The sequence below is a fragment of the uncultured Roseibium sp. genome (assembly GCF_947494555.1).
Taxonomy (GTDB): Bacteria; Pseudomonadota; Alphaproteobacteria; order Rhizobiales; family Stappiaceae; genus Roseibium.
Window position 1 is genome coordinate 285,735 of record NZ_CANLVF010000005.1, and the last position, 21,220, is coordinate 306,954.

At 56.3% G+C, this 21,220-nt stretch carries 15 protein-coding genes; 3 read left to right on the forward strand and 12 right to left on the reverse strand.

Going from position 1 to position 21,220, the window contains the following annotated elements:
* Positions 1 to 75: 75 nt before the first annotated feature.
* From Q0915_RS23735 to Q0915_RS23760, 6 genes are all read right to left on the reverse strand, one after another.
* A complete protein-coding gene (locus tag Q0915_RS23735) occupies positions 76 to 1,269 on the reverse strand; it encodes a hypothetical protein (protein ID WP_299479865.1) in 1,194 nt (397 codons plus the stop codon).
* 971 nt (positions 1,270 to 2,240) lie between these two features.
* Entirely contained in the window at positions 2,241 to 2,801 is a 561-nt protein-coding gene (locus Q0915_RS23740) for a VPLPA-CTERM sorting domain-containing protein (protein WP_299479868.1), read from the reverse strand.
* Positions 2,802 to 3,309: 508 nt separating this feature from the next.
* Entirely contained in the window at positions 3,310 to 4,209 is a 900-nt protein-coding gene (locus Q0915_RS23745; RefSeq protein ID WP_299479870.1) for a hypothetical protein, read from the reverse strand.
* A 343-nt stretch (positions 4,210 to 4,552) separates the two neighbouring features.
* Positions 4,553 to 6,694 (reverse strand): hypothetical protein, encoded by a 2,142-nt coding sequence (locus Q0915_RS23750; protein WP_299479873.1) that lies wholly within the window; start codon positions 6,692 to 6,694, stop codon positions 4,553 to 4,555.
* A 17-nt stretch (positions 6,695 to 6,711) separates the two neighbouring features.
* Positions 6,712 to 7,839 carry a phosphatase PAP2 family protein gene (locus tag Q0915_RS23755; RefSeq protein WP_299479875.1) on the reverse strand — a complete coding sequence of 376 codons (1,128 nt, stop codon included), beginning with the start codon at positions 7,837 to 7,839 and terminating at the stop codon, positions 6,712 to 6,714.
* A gap of 23 nt (positions 7,840 to 7,862) precedes the next feature.
* On the reverse strand, positions 7,863 to 9,506 hold the full coding sequence (locus Q0915_RS23760) for a hypothetical protein (RefSeq protein WP_299479877.1): 1,644 nt from the start codon (positions 9,504 to 9,506) through the stop codon (positions 7,863 to 7,865).
* A gap of 143 nt (positions 9,507 to 9,649) precedes the next feature.
* Here Q0915_RS23760 and Q0915_RS23765 point away from each other — a divergent pair, with 143 nt between their 5' ends.
* Positions 9,650 to 9,850 carry a hypothetical protein gene (locus tag Q0915_RS23765; RefSeq protein WP_299479879.1) on the forward strand — a complete coding sequence of 67 codons (201 nt, stop codon included), beginning with the start codon at positions 9,650 to 9,652 and terminating at the stop codon, positions 9,848 to 9,850.
* A 314-nt stretch (positions 9,851 to 10,164) separates the two neighbouring features.
* A complete protein-coding gene (locus Q0915_RS23770) occupies positions 10,165 to 10,998 on the forward strand; it encodes a transporter substrate-binding domain-containing protein (protein WP_299479882.1) in 834 nt (277 codons plus the stop codon).
* Here Q0915_RS23770 and Q0915_RS23775 read toward each other — a convergent pair.
* The gene (locus Q0915_RS23775; RefSeq protein ID WP_299479885.1) at positions 10,992 to 11,843 is read right to left on the reverse strand and encodes a sterol desaturase family protein; all 852 of its coding nucleotides are present in this window, start codon (positions 11,841 to 11,843) and stop codon (positions 10,992 to 10,994) included. The two genes, Q0915_RS23770 and Q0915_RS23775, sit on opposite strands and share 7 nt — an antisense overlap.
* Before the next feature lie 106 nt (positions 11,844 to 11,949).
* Between Q0915_RS23775 and Q0915_RS23780 the strand changes: the two genes are divergently transcribed.
* Positions 11,950 to 12,627: an alpha/beta family hydrolase gene (locus tag Q0915_RS23780; RefSeq protein WP_366525326.1), complete on the forward strand. Its 678-nt coding sequence runs from the start codon at positions 11,950 to 11,952 to the stop codon at positions 12,625 to 12,627.
* Between the two features lie 3 nt (positions 12,628 to 12,630).
* Here the strand turns inward: Q0915_RS23780 and Q0915_RS23785 are convergent, their stop codons facing one another.
* The 5 genes from Q0915_RS23785 to Q0915_RS23805 form a co-directional block, all read right to left on the reverse strand.
* The gene (locus tag Q0915_RS23785) at positions 12,631 to 16,032 is read right to left on the reverse strand and encodes an efflux RND transporter permease subunit (protein ID WP_299479888.1); all 3,402 of its coding nucleotides are present in this window, start codon (positions 16,030 to 16,032) and stop codon (positions 12,631 to 12,633) included.
* Positions 16,033 to 16,044: 12 nt separating this feature from the next.
* The gene (locus tag Q0915_RS23790; protein ID WP_299479891.1) at positions 16,045 to 17,352 is read right to left on the reverse strand and encodes an HlyD family efflux transporter periplasmic adaptor subunit; all 1,308 of its coding nucleotides are present in this window, start codon (positions 17,350 to 17,352) and stop codon (positions 16,045 to 16,047) included.
* Between the two features lie 273 nt (positions 17,353 to 17,625).
* Positions 17,626 to 18,600, reverse strand: a complete 975-nt coding sequence (locus tag Q0915_RS23795) for an Hsp33 family molecular chaperone (RefSeq protein WP_299479894.1) — start codon at positions 18,598 to 18,600, stop codon at positions 17,626 to 17,628.
* 12 nt (positions 18,601 to 18,612) lie between these two features.
* A complete protein-coding gene (gene argF, locus Q0915_RS23800; protein ID WP_299479897.1) occupies positions 18,613 to 19,542 on the reverse strand; it encodes an ornithine carbamoyltransferase in 930 nt (309 codons plus the stop codon).
* A complete protein-coding gene (locus Q0915_RS23805) occupies positions 19,539 to 20,738 on the reverse strand; it encodes an aspartate aminotransferase family protein (RefSeq protein WP_299479900.1) in 1,200 nt (399 codons plus the stop codon). The genes argF and Q0915_RS23805 overlap by 4 nt, the downstream gene beginning before the upstream one ends.
* Positions 20,739 to 21,220 lie beyond the last annotated feature (482 nt).

The window sequence follows — 21,220 nt, forward strand, 5'->3', positions numbered from 1 at the left end:
TTTTTTTGGGCACGCTTTCAGGCCATATCCGGTTCGCGAAATGGAGAGAGCGGAAAGCCGCCATTGAACGCCACCCTATTGTTGAGCTGTGCTGGGCGTGCACCTCAATTGCGCGAGAATGCGTGCGCGGCCGAAATCACGCTGGTCGAGAGTTTCTAAGGTCCCATCGAAATGTTCGTCGCAATAGACTGTCAGAGCATCGAAGAAACTCGGTCTTGCAAATACCGGAACGCCATTTTCCGACGTCAGACGGCCCGCAAAACCCTCGCTTGCAAACTCGTCGACATATGTTCGCATATACGGCGCAAAGGTTTGAGAACCCAGACTGAACAGCTCGTAGGCCAACGCAGTATCTGATTGCTTCAACACTGGATACATTGTTTCAAACGGAAAGGTGGATCCTTGTGTCACGACGGGACCGGTTGGAAAGTCTTCAAAGATCTGACGAACCTGCTCGTCGTTTTTTTCTGCCGTTCTCGAATCTGAAAAAGTCACATAAGCGTTGAGGAGCAACACAGCCAGTACGATGCCGTTCACGCACCTCAAAATCGTAATGTGCTGCAATGAGGTATTGACGTGCTGATGAGATGCAATGGTGCGCCAGAATTCAAATCGGTGCAAAAAATGCGCTCGCGGCGCCCATGAACTTGGACCGTATCTCAGGAATGGCGCCAAAAAAAGAAATGAAACAAGGGGCAGATAAACCCGTATCACCCCAGGTCGCCCGATTATACCCATAGCGACCACGCCCGCGATGCAAAGCACCCAGACCGCAAGCAACCTCCGGTTCGGCAACACACATAACAGTCCGATGGCTCCAAGCAGCAAAGGGAAAATTGTCGGGTGGAAAAAAGCTTTCAGGGCCTTCTGTGCATTGTTCAATGAGTTGCTTTGAAGGGAAATGGGTCCGAGGTCAGTGAGCATTGAATTCAACGCTTCCGGGTTTGCGATATTCCGGTCGACAAAAAACCAATGACGCAGCAGGCCAATGTCATTTTCAGTGTACCCGTGCCGGGCCAGTATTTCGGGATTTTCCTGGAGTAACTTACCGGCACCAAAGTCAGTGATTGCCGAACGCGGAGGCTGCAGATCGTTGAACGCTATCCAGTTGTCCAGCTGATAGGTACGAGAATCAAAGTGTTCCGAGACCCCTATCGCCAAGACAAGCGCAACCGCAAGGGCCTGTGCAATCCGATCGGAAAAGAGCTGCTTCCACGGCAGAAGCGGCAAACACATAAGCAATACGATTATGAATTCCCCACTGCGCACAAGAAATCCGCAATAAGCAAGAAGACACCCGAACGCGAAAGTCCATCTGTCTCCCAGACGCGCATAAAGATGCCAACAGACAATCGCGCCCACAGTCAGCAATCCAGAATTGATCGTAAATTGTGGGAACAGTACCGGGCGAACCAGGAGGACCATTGCGACCATGGTTGCGAGCAACCAGCCCCATCCGAGTTGGCGCAGCGCAGAAATTGTAACGGCACCAAAAAGGAGGAGGACACCCAAGGTCGCAAGCGAGTAACCCAGGACGCCATTGATCGTTGGTATTGTTCGGGCGAGGTGACCCCACAGAAAATTTGAAAACACCAGTTGCGGCGAACCATATGCCGCGACGCCGTAGCCATGTGCGATCATGGACATGCCTACATCATCGTTGGTTGCCCATCTCGGCTCAAAAAGGAAACAAAGCGCGCTGACGAGCGTCAAAGAGATTAGTGACGCCCAAACAGTGTCACTCGTTTGGAATCCGCGCAGATTTTCTTCCAGAATGATTGGCACAGACGGTCAGCCCCGAATTGCAGGTCGCAGTTACTGACCCGTGTATGAACCAGCAACTATCAACACCTCACTCGAATGACAATAGACTTTCGAACGGCTCCGCAATCGACCGTCATTGCGACAAAGCAGACATATTGGCTGTCTTCATTTGCGGGAAACAACGGCCTGTCCATTGAGAGAAAGCTTACTACACCTAAGGCAAATACGCTCATTCACGACCTGCCTACTGGCTTAGGCGACCTTTGATGTCCAGCTCACGCGCCGCCCCCAGGCTCATTCGGATTGCTGGAGAAAATTGCGATCTTGTTGCTTTGAGGATCGCGCAGGTAGTCGTCATAAAAGCGCGGCCTGAAACCGGACACAGGTCAGCATGGTGCAAACGAGCTGGAGCGGCAATACGCAAACAAAATCAGCGCTCAAGCGAGCGCTGATCTTTCTACCGTAACTGCCTCAATTTACTTACCGAAACGGCGAACAAGTCCCAATCCACCGAGAGCCGCCAGCAGCAGACCGAAGCCGGCCGGAAGCGGTATGACCGCCATCGGTTCCTGCGTCGTCGTGATGGTCAGTGTCCAGGGCTGCGCCGGAAAAACGAGCCCCGCGGAGAGCTGAAAGTCCCAGATGGCGCCGCCAGCATCTTGAATGAGCGGGCCCGTTTCAGGGCCGAAGCTGTCGAAAAACGAAGCAGCAATGCTTGCGCCGCTGTTGATCATGTTGACGTTGTCGTCAAAGAGGTTGGCCTGATCGTTGAACAACGCCGCTGTCATGTTTTGACCAATCTGGAAGTCATCAAACACCCCGGAAAAGGACAGAACAATACTCTGCACCGTCATACCGGCGGCTTGCGTGAATTTGATGCGGTCGGTCTCTGCAGGTGGTGTTGCATTGATGGATCCGAGGATCGTGTTTACGCCCGCGACGAGATTGACATTCGTGCTGCCGATGGCATCAAGGTCGCCGCTGATGCCCTCGTCATAAATTGTTACAGCAGACGCTTCCGTAAGTGGAGTGACCAAGAATAAGGCCGCCAATACTCCTGAGAGTACGTATTTTATTCCCCTACCTCCCAAAAGGTTTCAATTTTTTTTAATTTACGCAGGGATAGTAGCAAATTTTAAAATTAAAATCGAACTTTTAATTTTCAGGAGGCTTTCATTTATTTTTTCCAAACTTAGGTATTATTTTTCAAATGCTCTCAGATGCGCGATAATCTGAAGTTTATTTGTTTGGCAGTGGATCGAAATCTATCTACCGGATACTGCGATTGGAAGCAGGCACTCAGAGCCCGGACCGGATCCAAAGACAGCGATTGCTGACAGACCGTGCAATGCTTCAATTGACCGGTTTGGGATCGGACGAAAACAAGATTTCAGAACCCTTATCAATGGAACAAAAATAAGTGGCGGGGAAATCCCCGCCACCGAATACAACTAAAAAGCAATTTAAATTCAAAGGTATGGTGCTTCAGGTTCAGATGAACCAGTCGGCAAAAAGGGATGACGCGGTTTCCCGCAAAACCCGGTGCTAGACGATGGGATATCCATCGATCACGTTACGATAAAAGCCTGCAATGTCCTTGGATGCATCCAGATCCGGGTGGAACTCATCTGTCCAACGGCCCCTGACGACATTCCGGATATCCACCAAGGTTACGTTCGGATACTGATCGTCCACTTCCTGCAGAAACCCGTAAAAACGGTCGACCAGGTAATGCAGGATGCCCGTGATCAGTTCCTTGTCGGCCTCGAAGCGGAAATTGCGTTTCACGAACGGCCGGCCGAACCAGGGGCCATCGCTCTGCGCGACCGGATAGTCGTATCCGTGCACGAGCAATTGCGTGCGCGGCGCGCGCTTGCGCAGGTACTCGGCCACTTCTACGTATCCATCTTTGAGTTTCTCCAGGATTGCTTCCAACCTGTCCATCTGGAGGAAATCTTCCGGCTGATCGGACCCCAGGGCAGCGCTCCGGTCTTTCAGGATTTTCGTAAGAGCAACGCCGCCCAAAACCTCATTACCGCCGCCTGAAAACACCAGATAGTCATAGACACCCGTGTCGACGTGAACGCGGAACGGCTTCTCGCTGATCATGTCGTCGAAGGAATGACCCGGCCACGCGGAACTTGCGGTCTGGTAGTATCCCTCGAGTATATCGAAGAAGGTCTTGTTGTAGCCAAGGTATCTGGACACTTCGATTACGACGTTAATCCAGGAATCGCCGCCGGCACAAACGCGCATCGGTGAGCGGCGAACCCGGATCGCTTGCGCATCGTCACCCTTTCCGGACGCAGACCATTCAACGGCAACCTGCTCTTGCGAAAGAGGCGCCCGCGTGTCGTCGAGAACATGATAAGCAAGACACCTGTTCGGGTCCTTTTCATATCGGGTATTGTTCAGGACCGTCGCTTCCAGGATATCGGCGTACATGACTACCTCCAAAGCTTGCGTCGACACACATCAGGAATTCGCAATCCACTGGACCGTATTCCTGATTGGCGGCGGAAACGGAAACCGGTTGCCGGCTCTTTTCCGCCTTTGTCCGCGCGGCCGGGACCGGGCGAACTGTCTTTTCCTTCGTGACTGCCGGTGGCCGGCAGGTCCGGTGCGGTTTTGAAATCCCTGGCGGGCTTCCTTTGACTGCGCCGTGTTGATTTTGTTTTACAATAATCATTGGCTTCACGCGCGTGAGAAAAGCGTGAATTAAAATCTTCACAAAAAGAAAGGCCCGGAAAATACCGGACCTTTCAGTAATGATTTGAATTTTACTTTATCAAATTACGAGAAATTTACCCAGGCGAGCACGATTCTCGTCACTCTGGCCCACCAACTCTACCTTTTTCAGGATTGGCAGATAATTCTCGCTCTCAGCTTGCTTGACGTCTACGCTGGAACAGGTAGCAAACGCCTCCGATAAGCGCCTGGCGACAAAGGGCGCAGCAACACTCGTGCCCTGCAAGGACGCATAGGACCCGCTGCGTGTACCTGCTGCGACAACGCCTGGAACAATATTCGATCGGTCTGAAATCGCGGTGCAGTCAACGCTGCCGACACTGGTGTCGGGACTGACCTTGCCTGCCGAACTGTAGTTGGACGCAATTGGCTTATCTGCATCCCAGCCGGTCTCGGCGGACGGTCTGCAACCGGAAACAACGAGGGCTACCGATCCGGTTGCCATGCCGTTCATCGAGCCGAACCGACGGACGTGGCTACCGCCAATGTCTTCCTGTGCCGGCCCGCCACTGTCGTCGGCGATCCTGTATTTTTTGTCTCTCAGATAGCTCTGGCGATTGCCCTTTCGAAAGGCTTCCAGATCGACGTCACGCTGCACCCAGAGATTTATCACGCCGTGATCGGATGGTGCCGCCTTGCCACGTGTCAATGTCACAGTCCATACGCCACCCGGTGCTGCCGGCAAGTTCTCATCGTCCGGTTCCGTCGGAGCCAAAGCAAGCAGAACGCGCCACCTGCCGGTCCCGCGGTGATTGTCGAGGCTGATCAATCCGATTGCCTTGCCACCTGTCGGGCCACCAAGCCTGACCGCCTGGAACCGTCGCGGATCGCCCGTGGTATGCGACCCGTCCGGCGTCAGATCCATTGAGGTTTCGGTCATTCCAAGTGGCGACTTAAGACCTATGGAACAGCTTTGCGGATCGAAACCTGCCGGGAACCACATTTCCAGATAGTTGGAGGTCCGATCGTTCGGTTGTGTCACCCATTTGAATGAAAAGCTGCCATCCTCAAGATCCTTGGCGGAAATCTCGCCGTGAAGGCGATCCTGGAAGGTATTCCCGGATGGAAGTACGATTGCAGTCGGGCGCCCCAAATTGCGACGTTCGCCCACAACTTCATTGATTGCAGCTTCCAATTCGCTTTCGCCATCATGGCGGCCGCCTGAAAACCCATAACTGCAATTGATGGTGACACGAATGTCCTCAACCCCATACCCGGCTGCGATGCGTTCGGCGCGCTCCAGGATATAATGCACAGCAGCGAGCAGATAACTGGACTTGCCAAAACTCGACGTATCCCAGGGATAGGTATTCGGCAGCTGAACTGCGACCAGACGCGTTTCCTCTGGTGGGGCTTCGGATTTATTGGGGTCATGGCCTGCCGCCACATCCATGATGTGCGCACCATGGGTGACGAGGCGATTGATCGCAGCACTGGAACCGAACTGCGGTTCGGCGGCGCCGGCGGCTGCATAAAGTGCATCCTCGTCATCACCGTAGTTGCGGATAAGGCCTTCGATTGCATCCCTGGTGAATTCCCGTCCGAACAAAACACCGGACGGGCGACCACTCCGATTTTCAGCGGACTGCAACCAGCAAAATTCCAGCCGTGTGCGCTTTCCGTCTGCTGCCCGGAAGTTGCCGTGCGCAAATGGAATTCCGTCGTCGATCACACCAAGAACGTTGATCGCCTTCGGCTGTGAAGCACCGGTTGGAACTTCCGGATCGGGTGACCAGTCCGGCTCACCTGGCACTCTATTCTGCAACCGGTTCATAGCCTTTTCCTCGACTGGAAAGGCCATTCTGAAACGCGCTTTGCCAACTTCATCAGTTTGGGTCGGCGCTGTCAGGTTCAAGGACAGGCTGTCCAGCGATATGCCCTCGTCGGATGGATTTTCAACGACCAGCGGCCAGAACCGCAAGGCAACATCATCTTTGGTGCCCCAAAGTGTCGGAATCCATGTTCCACGGCCTGCATGCTCAGCAATGTTCTCCAGCAAGCCGGGTTTCACCGGCTTGGGATGTTCTGCAAGAGCGGTCAGATATTTGAGTTTGTCCGTATGATATGCCGGGAACGTATAGGGATTACCTATCCCGAAGTTCCAGTTTTCATATGGGCCGAGGTAATTCTCGAGTTCGACGGCCTCGGTCATCCCGCTGCCGCTTGTGTTCGCATCGGTCATTTTGGAGCCGCCCTTCGTTAGAGGTCAAACTCATTGACCGCATTCGTCCAAAGCCATGTGAATTGCTCACTCACGTCGACGCTCAATTGCGGCAGTTCGCTCACGCCATGTTCGCCCCATTTAGACGACTGATAGTGCGACACCATGAAATCGGAATCAGCGCGGGCCTCATACTTCAAGCCCCTGAGCTCTGTATCGACACCACATTTCTTCAAGACGATCTCACCGACTGTCTTGCCGAGAAGAGCTCCTGCCCAGCTGTCAACCGGGTAATGCACGCCAGCGACCGTGCGGCTGACAGCGATACGTTCGGCTTGCTTGCGGAGCAGTTTCTTGCGCTTTTCACCGTCGGGATAGTGAGTGCCGGATGCGTCGATCAAACCTTCCAGCATACGTGTGACGGCAAAAGCTTCGGTCGCGTGCGCACTCGGGAAGCTGCCATGGCCAGGTGTCGGGATCATCGGCAGGATTGTTGTTCCGATCCTGTCGGGCCGCCGAATGGCCAGATGGTGCTTCACGATCATTGCCACGTGGGCCGCCAGGACCTGCGTCAGTGTGATCAGTTCCAGTGTCTTGCCGTTACGGGCCGGCACTAGACCGAGGATCATTGCAAAATAGGGGGTCGGGAAGCCGAGCTGCGACGTGATTTCCGCCGTGCGCTCCGGACGCTGATCCATATAGGCACGGACAAATTCGAGTTGTTTGTCGAAGAGATCACCGTCAGGCCGTGCAATGCGGAAAAACGGATGTGCGTCGCCGGTGCTGCGGGATCGATAAGAGATGGTAACCTCTTTCGTATCCTTTGGCGCTTCCCAGACAATCTCACTGAAAAAATCACTTAAATAAAGAGACGCTCTCACCCAGTCAGACCATCTGTCGAGATTGTCCGTGGAAGAAAACTCCAGTTCCCGAGACGGATGCGTAGCAGCATCGCCAGCTACGTGAGCAATCGCCTGCGCACTGGTCTGCAATCCCTGTACGGTTAAAGGATCAAGTGCACCACCAGCACCGGCCCCCAACAACCCGCCAAGACCCGAAGCGTTCAGCCCACCGAGCCCACCAAGACCGCCGAGGCCGCCAAGCCCGCCGAGACCACCAAGTCCGCCCAGACCACCTAGTCCGCCGAGCCCACCAAAATACGCCATATACGCCTCCCCAATGAAATGCGTTATTGAAATCCAGCAGCGCGCAGCGCGCGCGCAACATTTTTTCCACTCGAATACTCTGCGGCCGGGTGCGCCCGCATATAGCCCTCGACAGAAAAATCCGGCTGCCTGCGCCGAAGTTCGTCGGCGACGAGTTTCGCCTCATCTGTTCGCTCTAAGAAATGCAACGCTGTAATCTTTACGCGCAACGTCGACAGATGCCGCTGATTCCGCTCGAGTGAGCTGTCAGCAAATTTGAGCGCTTTTTCATAATCTTCAGCGGCAAGGTACGCAGTCGCACTCAGACAATCGTAGAAATACTTGAACGGATCGATCGGTGAGAGCTTTCGCGCTTTGTCCGCGGCATGCACGGCCTGTTCACCCGAATCCTGGAACGCATAGAGCGCACTGCGCAATAGCCACGAAAGTGCCTCATTCGGATTATGCTCCAGCGCATTTTCGTATCGATGCGAAGCCACATCCAGCCGCCGCAACAAGTTGTTGTGCGCGAACCCGTCAATGGTCATGCAGAATGCGTTTTCAGGGTCGATATCGAGCGCCTTGCTCGTGCTGCCCACGGCGTTTTTCGTATCCTTCGCAGGGTCTGAACTCCAACCATTTACGACGCTGAGCACATGCCACTTTCCGCGCCAGGCGTGCACCTCGGCCGATCGCGGCGAACGGCTAAGCGCCTCGTCAAGCAGCTCGCGTGACTTTGCAAAATCACGCAATGTCGAACGATGCATCAGGCTGACGCTCGCCATCAGAAGTTTGTGGTCGGCGATCTCGCTGATCGGCCGGCCCCGGACGTATTTCAGCGTGTCGGATGCGATCGCGTTTCCGACCGACGTCACAATATTGGTGAGACCCTGGCCGGCGTCGCTGATGAAGTCGTTCAGCTTTCCGCTGAACTGGCGCGTCCACAAAATCCGCCCGGTTTCCGCGTCGAGGAAATCGACGTCGGTAATGACTTCATCACCGATCTGGCGAATGCTGCCGGCGACACAGTAATCAACGGAGAGTTTCGACCGAATCGCGTCGATATCGATCCGGCGACCAGCAAGGGCGCGGCTGGAAAAATGCGAAATAACGGCAAGCAGGTTAGTACGCGACAGGGAGCGGCAAATCTCCTCCGCAAACCAATCGCCAAGAATTGTGAGTTCGGGATTGTTTTCCAAACTCAGCAACGGCATCACCGTCACAGTAGGGACCGGTGGCCGGGGCAATGATGACGACGGAGAGCGGAACAGGGCGTGGATCTGTTCCGGGCTGGCACGAACCGAATCCCGCCATTCCTCGAACAGCGGTGCAGGCACATCAAGGCCTTCCAAAAACGTGCCCTGCCCAGGCTGACCGGCGAAAACCACGTTGCTCAGGTCCAGCGTGACTTCCGAATTGTTGGTGGTGATAAGCTGGTTGTAGTAGGGGCCCATTGCCGACTTGATGTCGGACAACGCGCGCCTCAGGCTCTGTCTGCCGGTATCGTAGCAGGAAGCGCCCCAAAGCGTTTCCTGAAGGAAGGTGCGGCTGCGGCAGCCGTGTGGCGCTGTCGCAAGCAACGCGAAGATCGCGCGGTGCTTTTTGCCTGTGATCTCAAACGCTCCGGGCTCAATAGAGCGAACGATACAGGACCCGAACAAGCTGATTTCCAAAACCTTACCGCGCATGCCCCATCGCCTCGAGAAAAGTACGTATTCTATAGAACAGCACTTATAGCCACTATCCAACCACTTCACACTTTTTTCACGCTCGCCGAAAGCCAACTCCCTCTAAACTCACGGAGTGAGGAACAGAACCGCGAGCAAGAAAATTGTCTGAAAAAAGCTCTATTATTGATGATGTTTCGGATGTTGTTGATTTTTTCCTAGCATGGAACAATCATCGCGAAACAGTGTTGAAGATTTCTGAAATGGATCATCTGGACGATGATCAGAAGAAGACTTTGCACTGGCTCGTGAAGATGGCCGACAGGGTTAGTCTGACCGACCTGGAAAAGGACGATCTGCACTGAACCGAATCGCAACTCCCTTCATTCCGAATCATAGATTTGGGCATTTGCCGACCGTGGGCAGGTCGCACTAGGCAGGGCATTCATCATCCAGCCAGATTTCGAATTTGTCGCCACAGACAGGTTGTTGGCAGGCCAGCCTGCTGCCAATGCCTCTGAGGCCTGATTGTTCAACATGCGCGCCGTTTTCATTTTTCTGACGCGGTTGCCACGATTGGGCTATGGTGATGAGAACAATAAAACGACTCGGCCGCATGTTTTGGTGGCTGAGCCTTTTAAGTCGTGCCAAGCAACCAGGTCCTACGATTTACGATGCCATGAAGCAGTTTGCGATCGCGACATTGCTTATTCTCGTTCTGGCCTCGGTGTTTCCGGGTGCCGGTAAGGCTGAGGAATTTCAGGTGCCTAATTTCTGGGATCCAAAGGCCGTGCATGACCGGCCGGGCTCTATTCCAGACAAGATCCAGTTTCTCGCAACCGACAATTATCCACCCTTCGTGTTCCGTGACCCGCAAGGCCGCCTGACCGGGTTTAATGTCGATCTTGCCCGTGCCCTCTGCCAGGAGCTTGGAAGCTCCTGCGCGCTCAGGATCAAGGATTTCAACGTGCTCTTGTCCGCTCTGGACGAAGAGGAAGGCGACGCGATCATTTCCGGTCTTTCCCGCGGATTTCCTGCGACGCGACGGCTGAATTTCACCGACGACTACCTGAAACTTCCTGCAAGGTTCGTCGTGCCTTCGGACAAGGCGGGCGCATTCAATGAGCAAGCACTCGCCGGAAAGACAATTGCGGTGGTATCCGGTTCGAGGTACGAGGCCTTCGCGGAACGGTTTTGGCCCGGCGCCCAGATATCCGGATTTGAAACCGTTTCTGCAGCGCGCGACGCAGTAAAGTCCGGAAAAGCCGACACGCATTTCGGCGACGGGCTGAGCCTCGCCTTCTGGCTGCCGAGCGAGTCCGCCGACGCATGCTGCACCTTCGCAGGAGGCCCCTGGCTGGAACCGGGTTATTTCGACCAGGGAATGGCGATAGCGACGCGGCCCGAAGATGTGGAGCGCGCGGCAGCCCTCAATTATGCCCTCAGGCAGCTGCAGCAAAAAGGTGTGTTCCGGGAGCTTTATCTCCGGTATTTCCCGATCAGTTTCTACTGATTGCTCTTGCCGACTTCCAATGATTCGGCATCCGATGCCGGCTTTTGCCTGTCTTTCAAAAAGGGTATGGCAAGGCTGAACGGCAGTTGATGGGCGTTCGGCGTCAGTGAGGGACCGAGGCCGATTTCCATTCCTTCGTGCCCTTTTTCAGGTTCTTCAATATAGGTGCCAAACAGCCTGTCCCAGATAGACAGATAGAATCCGTAGTTCGAGTCTGTTTCCCGCCGGATCACGGAATGATGGATCCGATGCATATCCGGCGTCACAATGACGAACCGCAGAAGCCGGTCGAGGGCGCCGGGAAGCTTGAGGTTCGCATGCCCGAAGACGGCTGAGGCATTGAGAACAATCTCAAAAATCAGAACCGCTTCCACCGGACCACCAAGCGCCACAATCACCAGGCCCTTCCAGACGAATGAGAGCAGAATTTCTATAGGATGAAACCTGAGCGCTGTTGTTGCGTCCACTTCGCTGTCCGCATGGTGCACGCGGTGAATGCGCCAGAACAGTGGTATCTTGTGTGAGGCCACATGCTGGCCCCAAACGGCCAGATCCAATATCAGGAAAGTGATCACGCCGGCGGCGAGACCGTTCCACCCGATCAGTCCGAACAGACCCCAGCCTTTCTCCTGCGCCAGAAGCGCAAGGCCAACACCGCCAATCGGGAAAATCAGTCTGACGAGAATGGAGTCCAAGATAATAAGGCCCCAGTTGGTCGGCCAACGCTTCAAACGGCCGTTTTCAAGCCTGCGCCTTGGAAGTCCCGCCTCAAGCAACGCCATGGCCAGGAATACGCCGCCGAAACAGGCCATACGCACCTGGTTGATGTCGATTTGTTCAAACATGCACACAGTCTTCCGGTGTATTGTTATGTTGCTTGTCAGGTCCGATCCAACCCTGTAGCCATTCCTGACCAGTAGATGGGCCATCCTCCGGCAAAATATAGCCCGCATGACAGAAATTGAAGCTGCGACAGATCACATCACCATGAACGACTTTCTCTGGACACGACCCGACACCCCACCTGTTGCCACGCTTCTGATGGCGCACGGCGCCGGCGCGCCGATGGATTCTGCTTTCATGGAAAAGCTTGCAACGGCACTCGGCGAACACCGAATTGCCGTTGCCCGGTTCGAATTCGCTTATATGGCCGGCAGGCGGACGGGTGGAAGTAAACGGCCGCCACCGCGCGCAGAAAAGCTGATCGCCGAATTCCAGACAGCTTTGCAGGCCTTGTTGCCGGTGGCCGAAGGCCCGATTCTTCTGGGCGGCAAGTCCATGGGAGGGCGCGTTGCGGCCATGCTGGGCGGCGGAGGTTCCCTGCCCTCTCGCGTTGGCGGCGTCTGCTGTTACGGCTATCCATTCCACCCAACCGGCAAGCCGGATGCAGACTGGCGGATGGCGCCGTTGGAGGAGGCCAAACGACCAGTCCTTGTCCTGCAGGGCGACAGGGATCCGTTCGGCTCAAAACCCGAGCTGGACGAAATCTCTCTGCCGGACCACGTTTCACTCACCTATCTCGAAGACGGAAACCACGATTTCGGTCCGCGCGGCAAATCCCCGGCAACGCTTGATGGCAACATCGGGATCGCGGCCCGGGAAACTGCTGCCTTCGCCGCATCGCTTTGAAGACTATTCGGCCGGTGTGATGCTTCGGCCGGTTGCCGATCCCGAGCTCACATGACGCTGCCTCTTGCTGAGGAAGATAATCCTGCCAATATCATCGCCGATCATCACCAGCGCCGGAACAAGAACGAGTACCAGCGCGGTTGCGGTTGCAAGTCCGAAAACGATCGTAATCGCCATCGGTAACAGAAACTGGGCCTGAAGGCTGGTTTCGAACATCAAGGGCAGAAGACCGCCAATCGTGGTCATGGACGTCAGCAGGACGGCGCGCAAACGATCGCAACTCGATCCGATGGCAGCCGCATCGATGTCTTCACCCGCTGCCAGGCGCTCTTCAAACCGCGCGACGAGAATGATCGAGTTGTTGACCAGGATCCCGGCAAGTCCCAGAAGCCCGATCATGCTCAAGATGGTGAGGTTGAAGCCCATCAGATAGTGACCGGCGATCGCGCCGACGATTCCGAACGGAATGATCGACATCACAACGATCGGCCTTGAATAGCTGGCAAAGATTGCTGCGAGAACGATGTAGATCCCGGCAACGGCCATCAAAATGCCCGTCAAGAGGTCGGAAAATGCATTCGACTGCTCTTCCGCCCGCCCGGCAAATGAGTATTCCAGGCCGTATGTCTGTGCCAGCGCCGGCAGAAACTCCTTGTTCAGTTCGGCGATGATTTCCGTGTTCGAGGTGATCGTGCTGTCGACATCGGCAACAACCGTGACCACTGTTCGCCCGTCCCTGCGAAGGATGACCGAGAACCCTTGTGCGTCTGTGAGGTCGACCACTTCCGTCAACGGTACGAATTCGCCGGCAGACGTGCGCAAGGACAATTGCCGCAAGGCCGCAGATCCATCGGCATCGAATACCTGCTTGACCCTGACCGAAACTTCTTCATCACCTTCCGCAAAGCGCCGGGCAATATTGCCTTCAAACGCGTTGCGGATCTGCCTTGCTGCGCTTTCAACGGTAAAGCCGAGCGCCCGGCCTCGGGGCGTGAGCTCCACGAGAAGCTCCGGCTTTCCAAAAGGCAAATCGTCTTCAACGGCACTGGTACCCGGGAAAGCCGACAGTTCTTCCTGCAGTTTCTCAGCCGCCGCCTTCAGGTCATTCAAAGGAGCGCCGGTCAGGCGGATGTCCAGGTCGCGTCCCGGAGGCCCGCCTCTGCGCTCGGCGACCGCAATGCGCGATGTCCCCGGTATTGCAGGCAGCGCAGCGCGCCAGGCCCTGACGATTTCAGGTGTTCGAACAGTACGTTCCTCCGAGCGGCTCAACTGAACGGTGATATTTGCGACGTTGTCGCCCCGATTGTTTCCCGCTTGTCCAAGCGTTGCATAAGAGGCCACGACCAGTGTTTCCCCGTTGTCTTCGGTCAGGCCGGCTTCCGCTTGCTTCAAGGCCTGTTCAATCCTGGCGATGCCGGCAATTGCTTCAGCTTCCGGTATGCCTGCATTGAAGAAGATCGACGCCGTCAGGTTCTCAGCCTCCGGCGAGGGAAAGAAGGTAAACCCGACTCGGCCACCGCGAACTAGGCCGACGGCAAGGATCATGGCTGCAATTGCGACCGCCAGCGTTGCGTAGCGCCAGTGCACGGCTACGGACACGAAAGCGCGGAAGGGGTAGTCACGGATCCAACCGAACCCTGTGTCAAAGCCGCGCCGGAACCAGCTTGGTCGATCCGGATTGTCCTGGCGCTGCTTCTTCCGGCGCAAGGCCATAAGCAGACTTTCCAACGCAAGTGCGGCTGAAAAACAAGCGCTGATGATGATCATCTCAAATGCGAACACCCCGACCGCGTCCCTCAGGGCTCGCAGTGGATCGTCAACGACATCCAGGTAGGGAGGCACGGAAATATCAGGCTGCGCCACCAGCGCACTCAGGAAAAATGCCGGTACGCCCGCGACCAGAACCACGCGCCACCAGCTCCAGCCCGGCTTCCTACCAAGCGCGTGAGACAAGTGGCCGGGGAGCACAAGAAAGCACTCGATCAAAGATGCGATGACAACCGCGACAACAACAACCGGCAAGGTGCCCATGATCTGGCCGAGCACATCGCCGATAAGCAGGATCGGCAAGAACGCTGCAATTGTCGTGAGGCTAGCGGCAAAGATCGGCGCCAACATCGTGGTGGCGCCGTTGATTGCAGCTTCGTTCGGATCGTCGCCCATGCTCCGGCGTGTCGCCGTGTGTTCACCCACGACAATCGCATCGTCGACGATGACGCCCAGCATCATGATGAGCGCGAACATGGAAATCATGTTGATGCTCTCACCCATCAGCCACATGATCCCGAGCGTCGCCATCATCGCCACGGGAATACCTGCCGCGACCCAGAGGGCGATCCTTGCATTCAGGAAAAGGAACAGGATCGCGACCACCAGAACCAGACCCGTAAGTCCGTTTTCAACAAGGAGCGTAATCCGGCCTTTCACGGCATCGGCGCGCACATCGTATTTCAGAATTTGAAGGGACTGAGGCAGCTGCAGAGACACTTCGGCAAGATAGTCGTCAACAATCTGCGCCGCTTTCAAGGTGTCCGTCATTTCCGTACGAAGGATCCGCAGCTCTATCGCCCGGCTCCCGTCGGAAAAGCCCTGGTTTTCGGTCGAATCGAAATCCCGGACGACAGTTCCGATGTCGTCGACAATCGTTTTTTCACCCGACGCAAAGGACTTGACCTCGACACGGCCGACAGCTTCCGGCGAGCGTTGTTCTGACATGGCTCTGATCTGCCGCTCGACGGCGCCGTCGAGATTACCGGCGGGCAGATCTATCGTGTTGCCGGCAATCTGGCTGGCGACATCTGAAATGGTCAGATCCAGCCGACGGAGTTCCCGTTCCGGGATTTCGACCAGATACTCCGGCGACCGGAACCCTGACAGCTCGACCTTGTCGATCCCCCGGGCCAAAAGATCGTCGCGCATCTGGCGGGCGAACACCTTTAGCGCGTGTTCAGAGAAAGGTCCGCGCAAGGCAATCGTCGCAACGCCATCGGTAAACGTGGAGGCCGAAACCACAGGGGTCTCAGAATCGAGCGGCAGAGTGGTGACACCGGAGACCGCCTGCTCGACATCGGAAAGCGCCTTTTGCATATCGGTGCCTTCGATGAATTCCATCTGCACCGACGCCGCGCCTTCCCGGCCGTAAGAGACGATCTCGTCAAGCCCGTCGATGAACCGTAGTTCCGGTTCGATCACTTCCAGAATGTTGGATGCAACGTCTTCCGCACTTGCACCAGGCCATGCGATGGACACCGAAATCCTGTCGGTCTTGACCGTTGGAAAGAACTGCGTGTTCAGCTTGGCAAGCCCATAGGCGCCAAACAGAACCATCACGACCATGATCAGGTTGGCGGCGTTGGCATGGCGAACGATCAATTCCAGGAAACCGCGGGAGCGAATGTTTCTCATCGAACAGCCTCGCTATTCGGTTTCTGCACTGGCGTCGGCAGCCGCCTGCGTGCCAGCCGCTGCTCCGCCCGTCACATCGTTGACCAGCAATCCGGCCCCGGCTTCAGGTATCCTGGTGGTCAAAAGGGTCTCGCCCGATTGCAGATCACCGCTCACCAGTATGAACCCGTCATCGATCGCCAATGCGTCGACTTCGCGCGGCACAAGCCTGTCGTCCATAACGACGTAAACCGTGCCTTCACCGTAATATGCAGTCTCCGGAATGCGGAAACTATCGGGGTAGGTTCTGTCGGGCAGGACAATTTCGACAAAGGCTCCGGGCCGAAGAGGAACAGTTGCGTCCTCACTGTCGATCACTGCGATCACCTCGACACCGCCGCGCGTGCTGGCAACATCCGCGCCGATCCGGCTCACGGTCGCGGGATATAATACAGCCTTATTACCGAGATACCAGGTTACCTCTACCGGCCTGCCGACAACCGTACCGCTTTCAGCGAGCAAGCGGCCGTACTGGTTGTCGGAGAGCGTAAAGCGCACTTCAAATTCGTCGCTGCTGTAAAGCGAAACAACCGCGTCGTTGACACTGACCAAACGTCCCGGTTCAGCCGCTTCCGTTCGCACAATCGCATCGAAGGGCGCACGCAGCACTGTGTTGTCCAGCTGACGATTTGCGTTTTCAAGCCCCCACTGGAGACGTTTGAGTGTCGCGGTCTGCTGCACGACCTTGGCTTCTTCAAGCGCGAGTGAGTTCTGACGCTGCTCAACCGCTTGCTGGCGCTGTGAAACGAGCAAACGCCTGTCGTCAACGGTTCGTTCCGTCACAGCGCCACGTCCAACCAGTTCCTCCGCACGCTCCAGATCCCGCTGTGCGAACTCAAGCTGTTCCTGAGCCCTGACAACATTGGCCCTTTCAAGTTCGACGCGGCCTTCGCTTTCGACGAGCCCGGCCCTTGCTTCGGCAAGATTGGCTTCCGCCTCGGTCACGGCGCCCTCATAATCAAAGCGGTCGATGGCCAGCAGAACATCGCCTTGTGAGACATGCCCACCGGCCTTGAGGTTCGGGTGAGCCTCCGTCACTTCTCCGCCAACGAGCGCCCTGAGTTCGACTTCCCGGCCAGCGGTGGTCTCGCCAAAGACATTGATGTCCGGCGCGAAACTCCCCTGTTCGAGCGTTGTGGTCTCCACAGCGTAACTGCGTTCCAGAACAGGGCGTTTGGGAACATCGGGTTTTGTCGCAACCAGGGTCTTCATGCCCTGGAAGGCACCGAGCAAAATTGCAAAAGCGATCAGAGCCTGGAGCAGCGCTTTGAGAACAAGCATAGCTCGCCTCCAACCGCCGCCAGACGGGGGGTCGACGGGTGGAAGGACTTCTGAGACCGGTTTGTTTCCGGAGTCCTGAGGCAAGGACTGCAACATGTATCAGCGTTCCGGGGCTACCAAGTATTGTTCGGGCTAAAGACTATCACGCATGCGAATAAGATTTACTTCGCACTGCAAAATTCAAGACCCGGATAAGACCCGAAACACCAAAACGCACCCCGAAAATTGTAACGGAATATGTCTGAACGGCCAAAATCGCGAGTTTTGACGCATTCACGCCTCATATTCGTATTTGGCGTTACAGAACTCGCAGGTCACAACGATCTTGCCATCGACGGTCATGTCCTCGATTTCGTCTTCGCGGAAACCGGAGAGAACACCTTCGATCTTTTCCCTGGAACAGCGGCATTTGTCGGCCAGGGGTTGTGCGTCGAACAAGCGGACGCCACGCTCGTGGAACAGCCGGAACAGCAGCATCTCGACACTGACTTCCGGATCGGTCAGTTCGACATCCTTGACAGTGTCGACCAGAACCTTTGCCTCGACCCAGGCATCGTCCTCCTCGACCTCATGCGACAGCGTCCCTTCAGGTGCGTCTCCCGGATCGATGTCCGCCTGCCGCTGTCGTTCTGGCGCTTCCGGCAGGAACTGGATCAAAATGCCGCCCGCTGTCCAGGTTCTGGCGTGCCCCTCACCTTCGCGGCGGGTGTAGAGTTCACCGACACCGAGACGGATTTCGGTGGGGATCTGTTCAGAGCGTTCGAAATAGCGCCGCGCCACTTCCTCCAGCGAAATGCCGTCAAGCTCGACCAATCCCTGATACCGCTGCATGTGCTGGCCCTGATCGATGGTCATGGCAAGGTGTCCGTGGCCCAGCAACGCCTCCGGCGTCGCCTTGCCGGCTTTCGACAGCGCTTCGACACGATCGGCGTCGAATGTCGCGCAGGCGCGGATCGCATCAGGAGACGCGAAATCGACGACCAGCATCGACACCGGTCCCTGGGTTTGGGTCTGCAACGTGAAACGTCCGTCGAACTTCAGGGACGTTCCGAGCAGTCCCGTCAGAACGATTGCCTCCGCCAGCAGGCGGGAAACCGGCTCCGGATAATCGTGCCGTCCAAGAATGCTCTCCAGCACAGGACCGAACGCGACCGCCCGGCCACGCACGTCCAGCTCTTCCACAGCAAAGGGCCGGACAGCGTCCAGCCCTGCGGGTGCAATACCCAGTTCTTCAAGATTTAGTGCCACGTCGGCTATGCCTCAACCTTCGCCGAAACACCAGGCAAGAATGCCCTTCTGGGCATGGAGCCTGTTCTCGGCTTCGTCAAAAACCACGGAATTGGGACCATCCATGACTTCGGAGGTTACCTCCTCGCCGCGATGCGCCGGAAGGCAATGCATAAAGATGGCGTCGCTGTTCGCCTCCGCCATCAGACGATTGTTCACCTGGTAGGTACTGAGGAGGTTGTGACGAGATTGTGAATCATCGTCTCCCATGGACACCCAGCAATCCGTAATCACGCAATCGGTCCCTTTGACCGCCTCATATGGGTCCGTGGTGACCAAAATGGAACCACCCTTTGCACGAGCCGTGTCGATCAGCTCTTGAGGTGGCGCCAGTTCGCCTGGCGTTGCGATCCGCATTTCGAAGTCGAGCCGCGGTGCGGCATGCACCCAGGACGCCAGGACATTGTTGCTGTCGCCGGTCCAGGCAATGCTCTTGCCGCTGATTGAGCCGCGATGCTCCTCGAATGTCATCAGATCGGCCATGATCTGGCAGGGATGCGAGACTTTGGTGAGCCCGTTGATCACCGGAACGGTCGCGTGTTCGGAAAGCTCATTCAATTCGCCATGATCGAGTATCCGGATCATGATGGCATCGACAAACCGCGAAAGAACCTTTGCCGTATCACCAATGCTTTCACCGCGCCCAAGCTGCATCTCCGCGCCAGTCAGCATCAGCGTTTCACCGCCAAGCTCGCGCATTCCGACGTCGAACGAGATGCGTGTGCGGGTCGAGGGCTGCTCGAAAATCATCGCCAGAACCTTGCCGGCAAGCGGGCCCTCGCCCCGGCGGACGCCGTTCCGGGTCGCCTTGATCCTGCGCGCCGTATCAAGAATGGCGCGCAGTTCCTCGCCCTCGAAGTCGGTGAGATCGAGAAAGTTCCGGTAAGCAGGATTGGCTGTCATTCGGCCGCTCCTTCCACGAGCTTTGCCTCAACCGACAATGCCGCCTGCTCCAGACGCTCAAGGGCCTCTGAAATCTCGTCTTCCGTCATCGTCAGAGGTGGCATGATGCGCACGACATTGTCACCGGCCGGAACGGCCAGCAGTCCGGCGTCCCGTGCTGCTGCCACATATTCTGCGGCAGGAACCACGCATCTCAGTCCCAACATCAGGCCCGTACCGCGGACCTGGTCCAATATCTTGGGATGGCTGTCGACAAGCCCGGCCAGTTTCTGTTTGAAACTGAGACCCTTTTTCTGCACGTCCTCGAGAAATCCGTCCGCCAGCACGACGTCCAGAACCGCATTGCCGACCGTCATGGCCAGCGGGTTGCCACCGAAGGTGGTGCCATGGGTTCCGGGAGCAAGCGCTGATGCCGTTCGCTCCGTTGCCAGGCAAGCTCCCATGGGAAAGCCGCCGCCGATGCCCTTGGCCACGGCCATGATGTCGGGGCTCACGCCAGCCCATTCATAAGCAAAGAGTTTCCCGGTGCGCCCGACGCCCGTCTGGATTTCGTCGAAGATCAGCAAAATACCGTTATCGTCGCAGAGCTGCCTCAACGCGCGCAGGAATTCCGGCTGTATTTCGCGAATACCGCCTTCGCCCTGGATCGGCTCGATTGCGAGTGCAGCCGTCTGCGGGCCAATCACCGCCTTGAGCGCATCGAGATCTCCTGACGGAACCTGGTCGAAACCCGGTGCCTTGGGACCAAATCCTTCCAGGTACTTTGCCTGGCCGCCGGCGGCAATCGTTCCAAGCGTCCTGCCATGGAACGCACCCTCGAAGGTCACTATCTGGTACCGGTCGGGCTCGTTGTTGTCATAATGAAAACGCCGGGCACACTTGATGGCGGCTTCCATCGCCTCCGCACCCGAATTCACGAACAGCACCCTGTCGGCAAATGTCGCCTCAACGAGACGCTGTGCAAGGCGTTCACCGTCCGGGATCTGATGCAGGTTGGATACGTGCCAGAGTTTGGCCGCCTGCTCCTGCAGAGCCTTGACCAGGTGCGGATGGCTGTGCCCGCAGGAATTCACTGCGATGCCGGATCCGCAATCGAGGAATCGTCGGCCGTCCTTGGTAACGAGCCAGACACCTTCCCCATGATCAAATGTCAGATTTGATCTTGCATAGTTTCCAAACAGCGCAGTCGCGGACATAACCTCTTTTTACTCCTCAGAGCATCCTGCCTCCCTTTGAAGGCGGGTGACATGCTCTCAACGTGGTGTCATCGATCAAGCTCGAACGCCCGGCCGCCTCAGGCCGATACATTCGGTTGCCTGTTGCAGCACTTGCCCGGGAAACGAGCGCGTTAAAGGCGGCGCGTTTCACGAGTGCGGACAAGCCAAAAACGCAACGTGCCGCCCCGATGAGGCGGCACGTCGCAAATTGCTTATACACCGCGCGCACCGTTGGCTGTCAATGGAAATGCTGTTGCCGGCACTTAATGTGTTGTTTCGTGAAACACTGGAAGACCTTACCATAACTGGGGAAAAGTCTGCTCATCCCCAACTGGTTTGTTCGAAGCGGTTGCCTCACAAATTAACGTTATTGTAACCTCTGGAGCATCAAACACGAGATCTCGTGTGGCACATCACCAAGAGGCACAAGATATGCCACAATTGGGCATGCTAGCGCATGA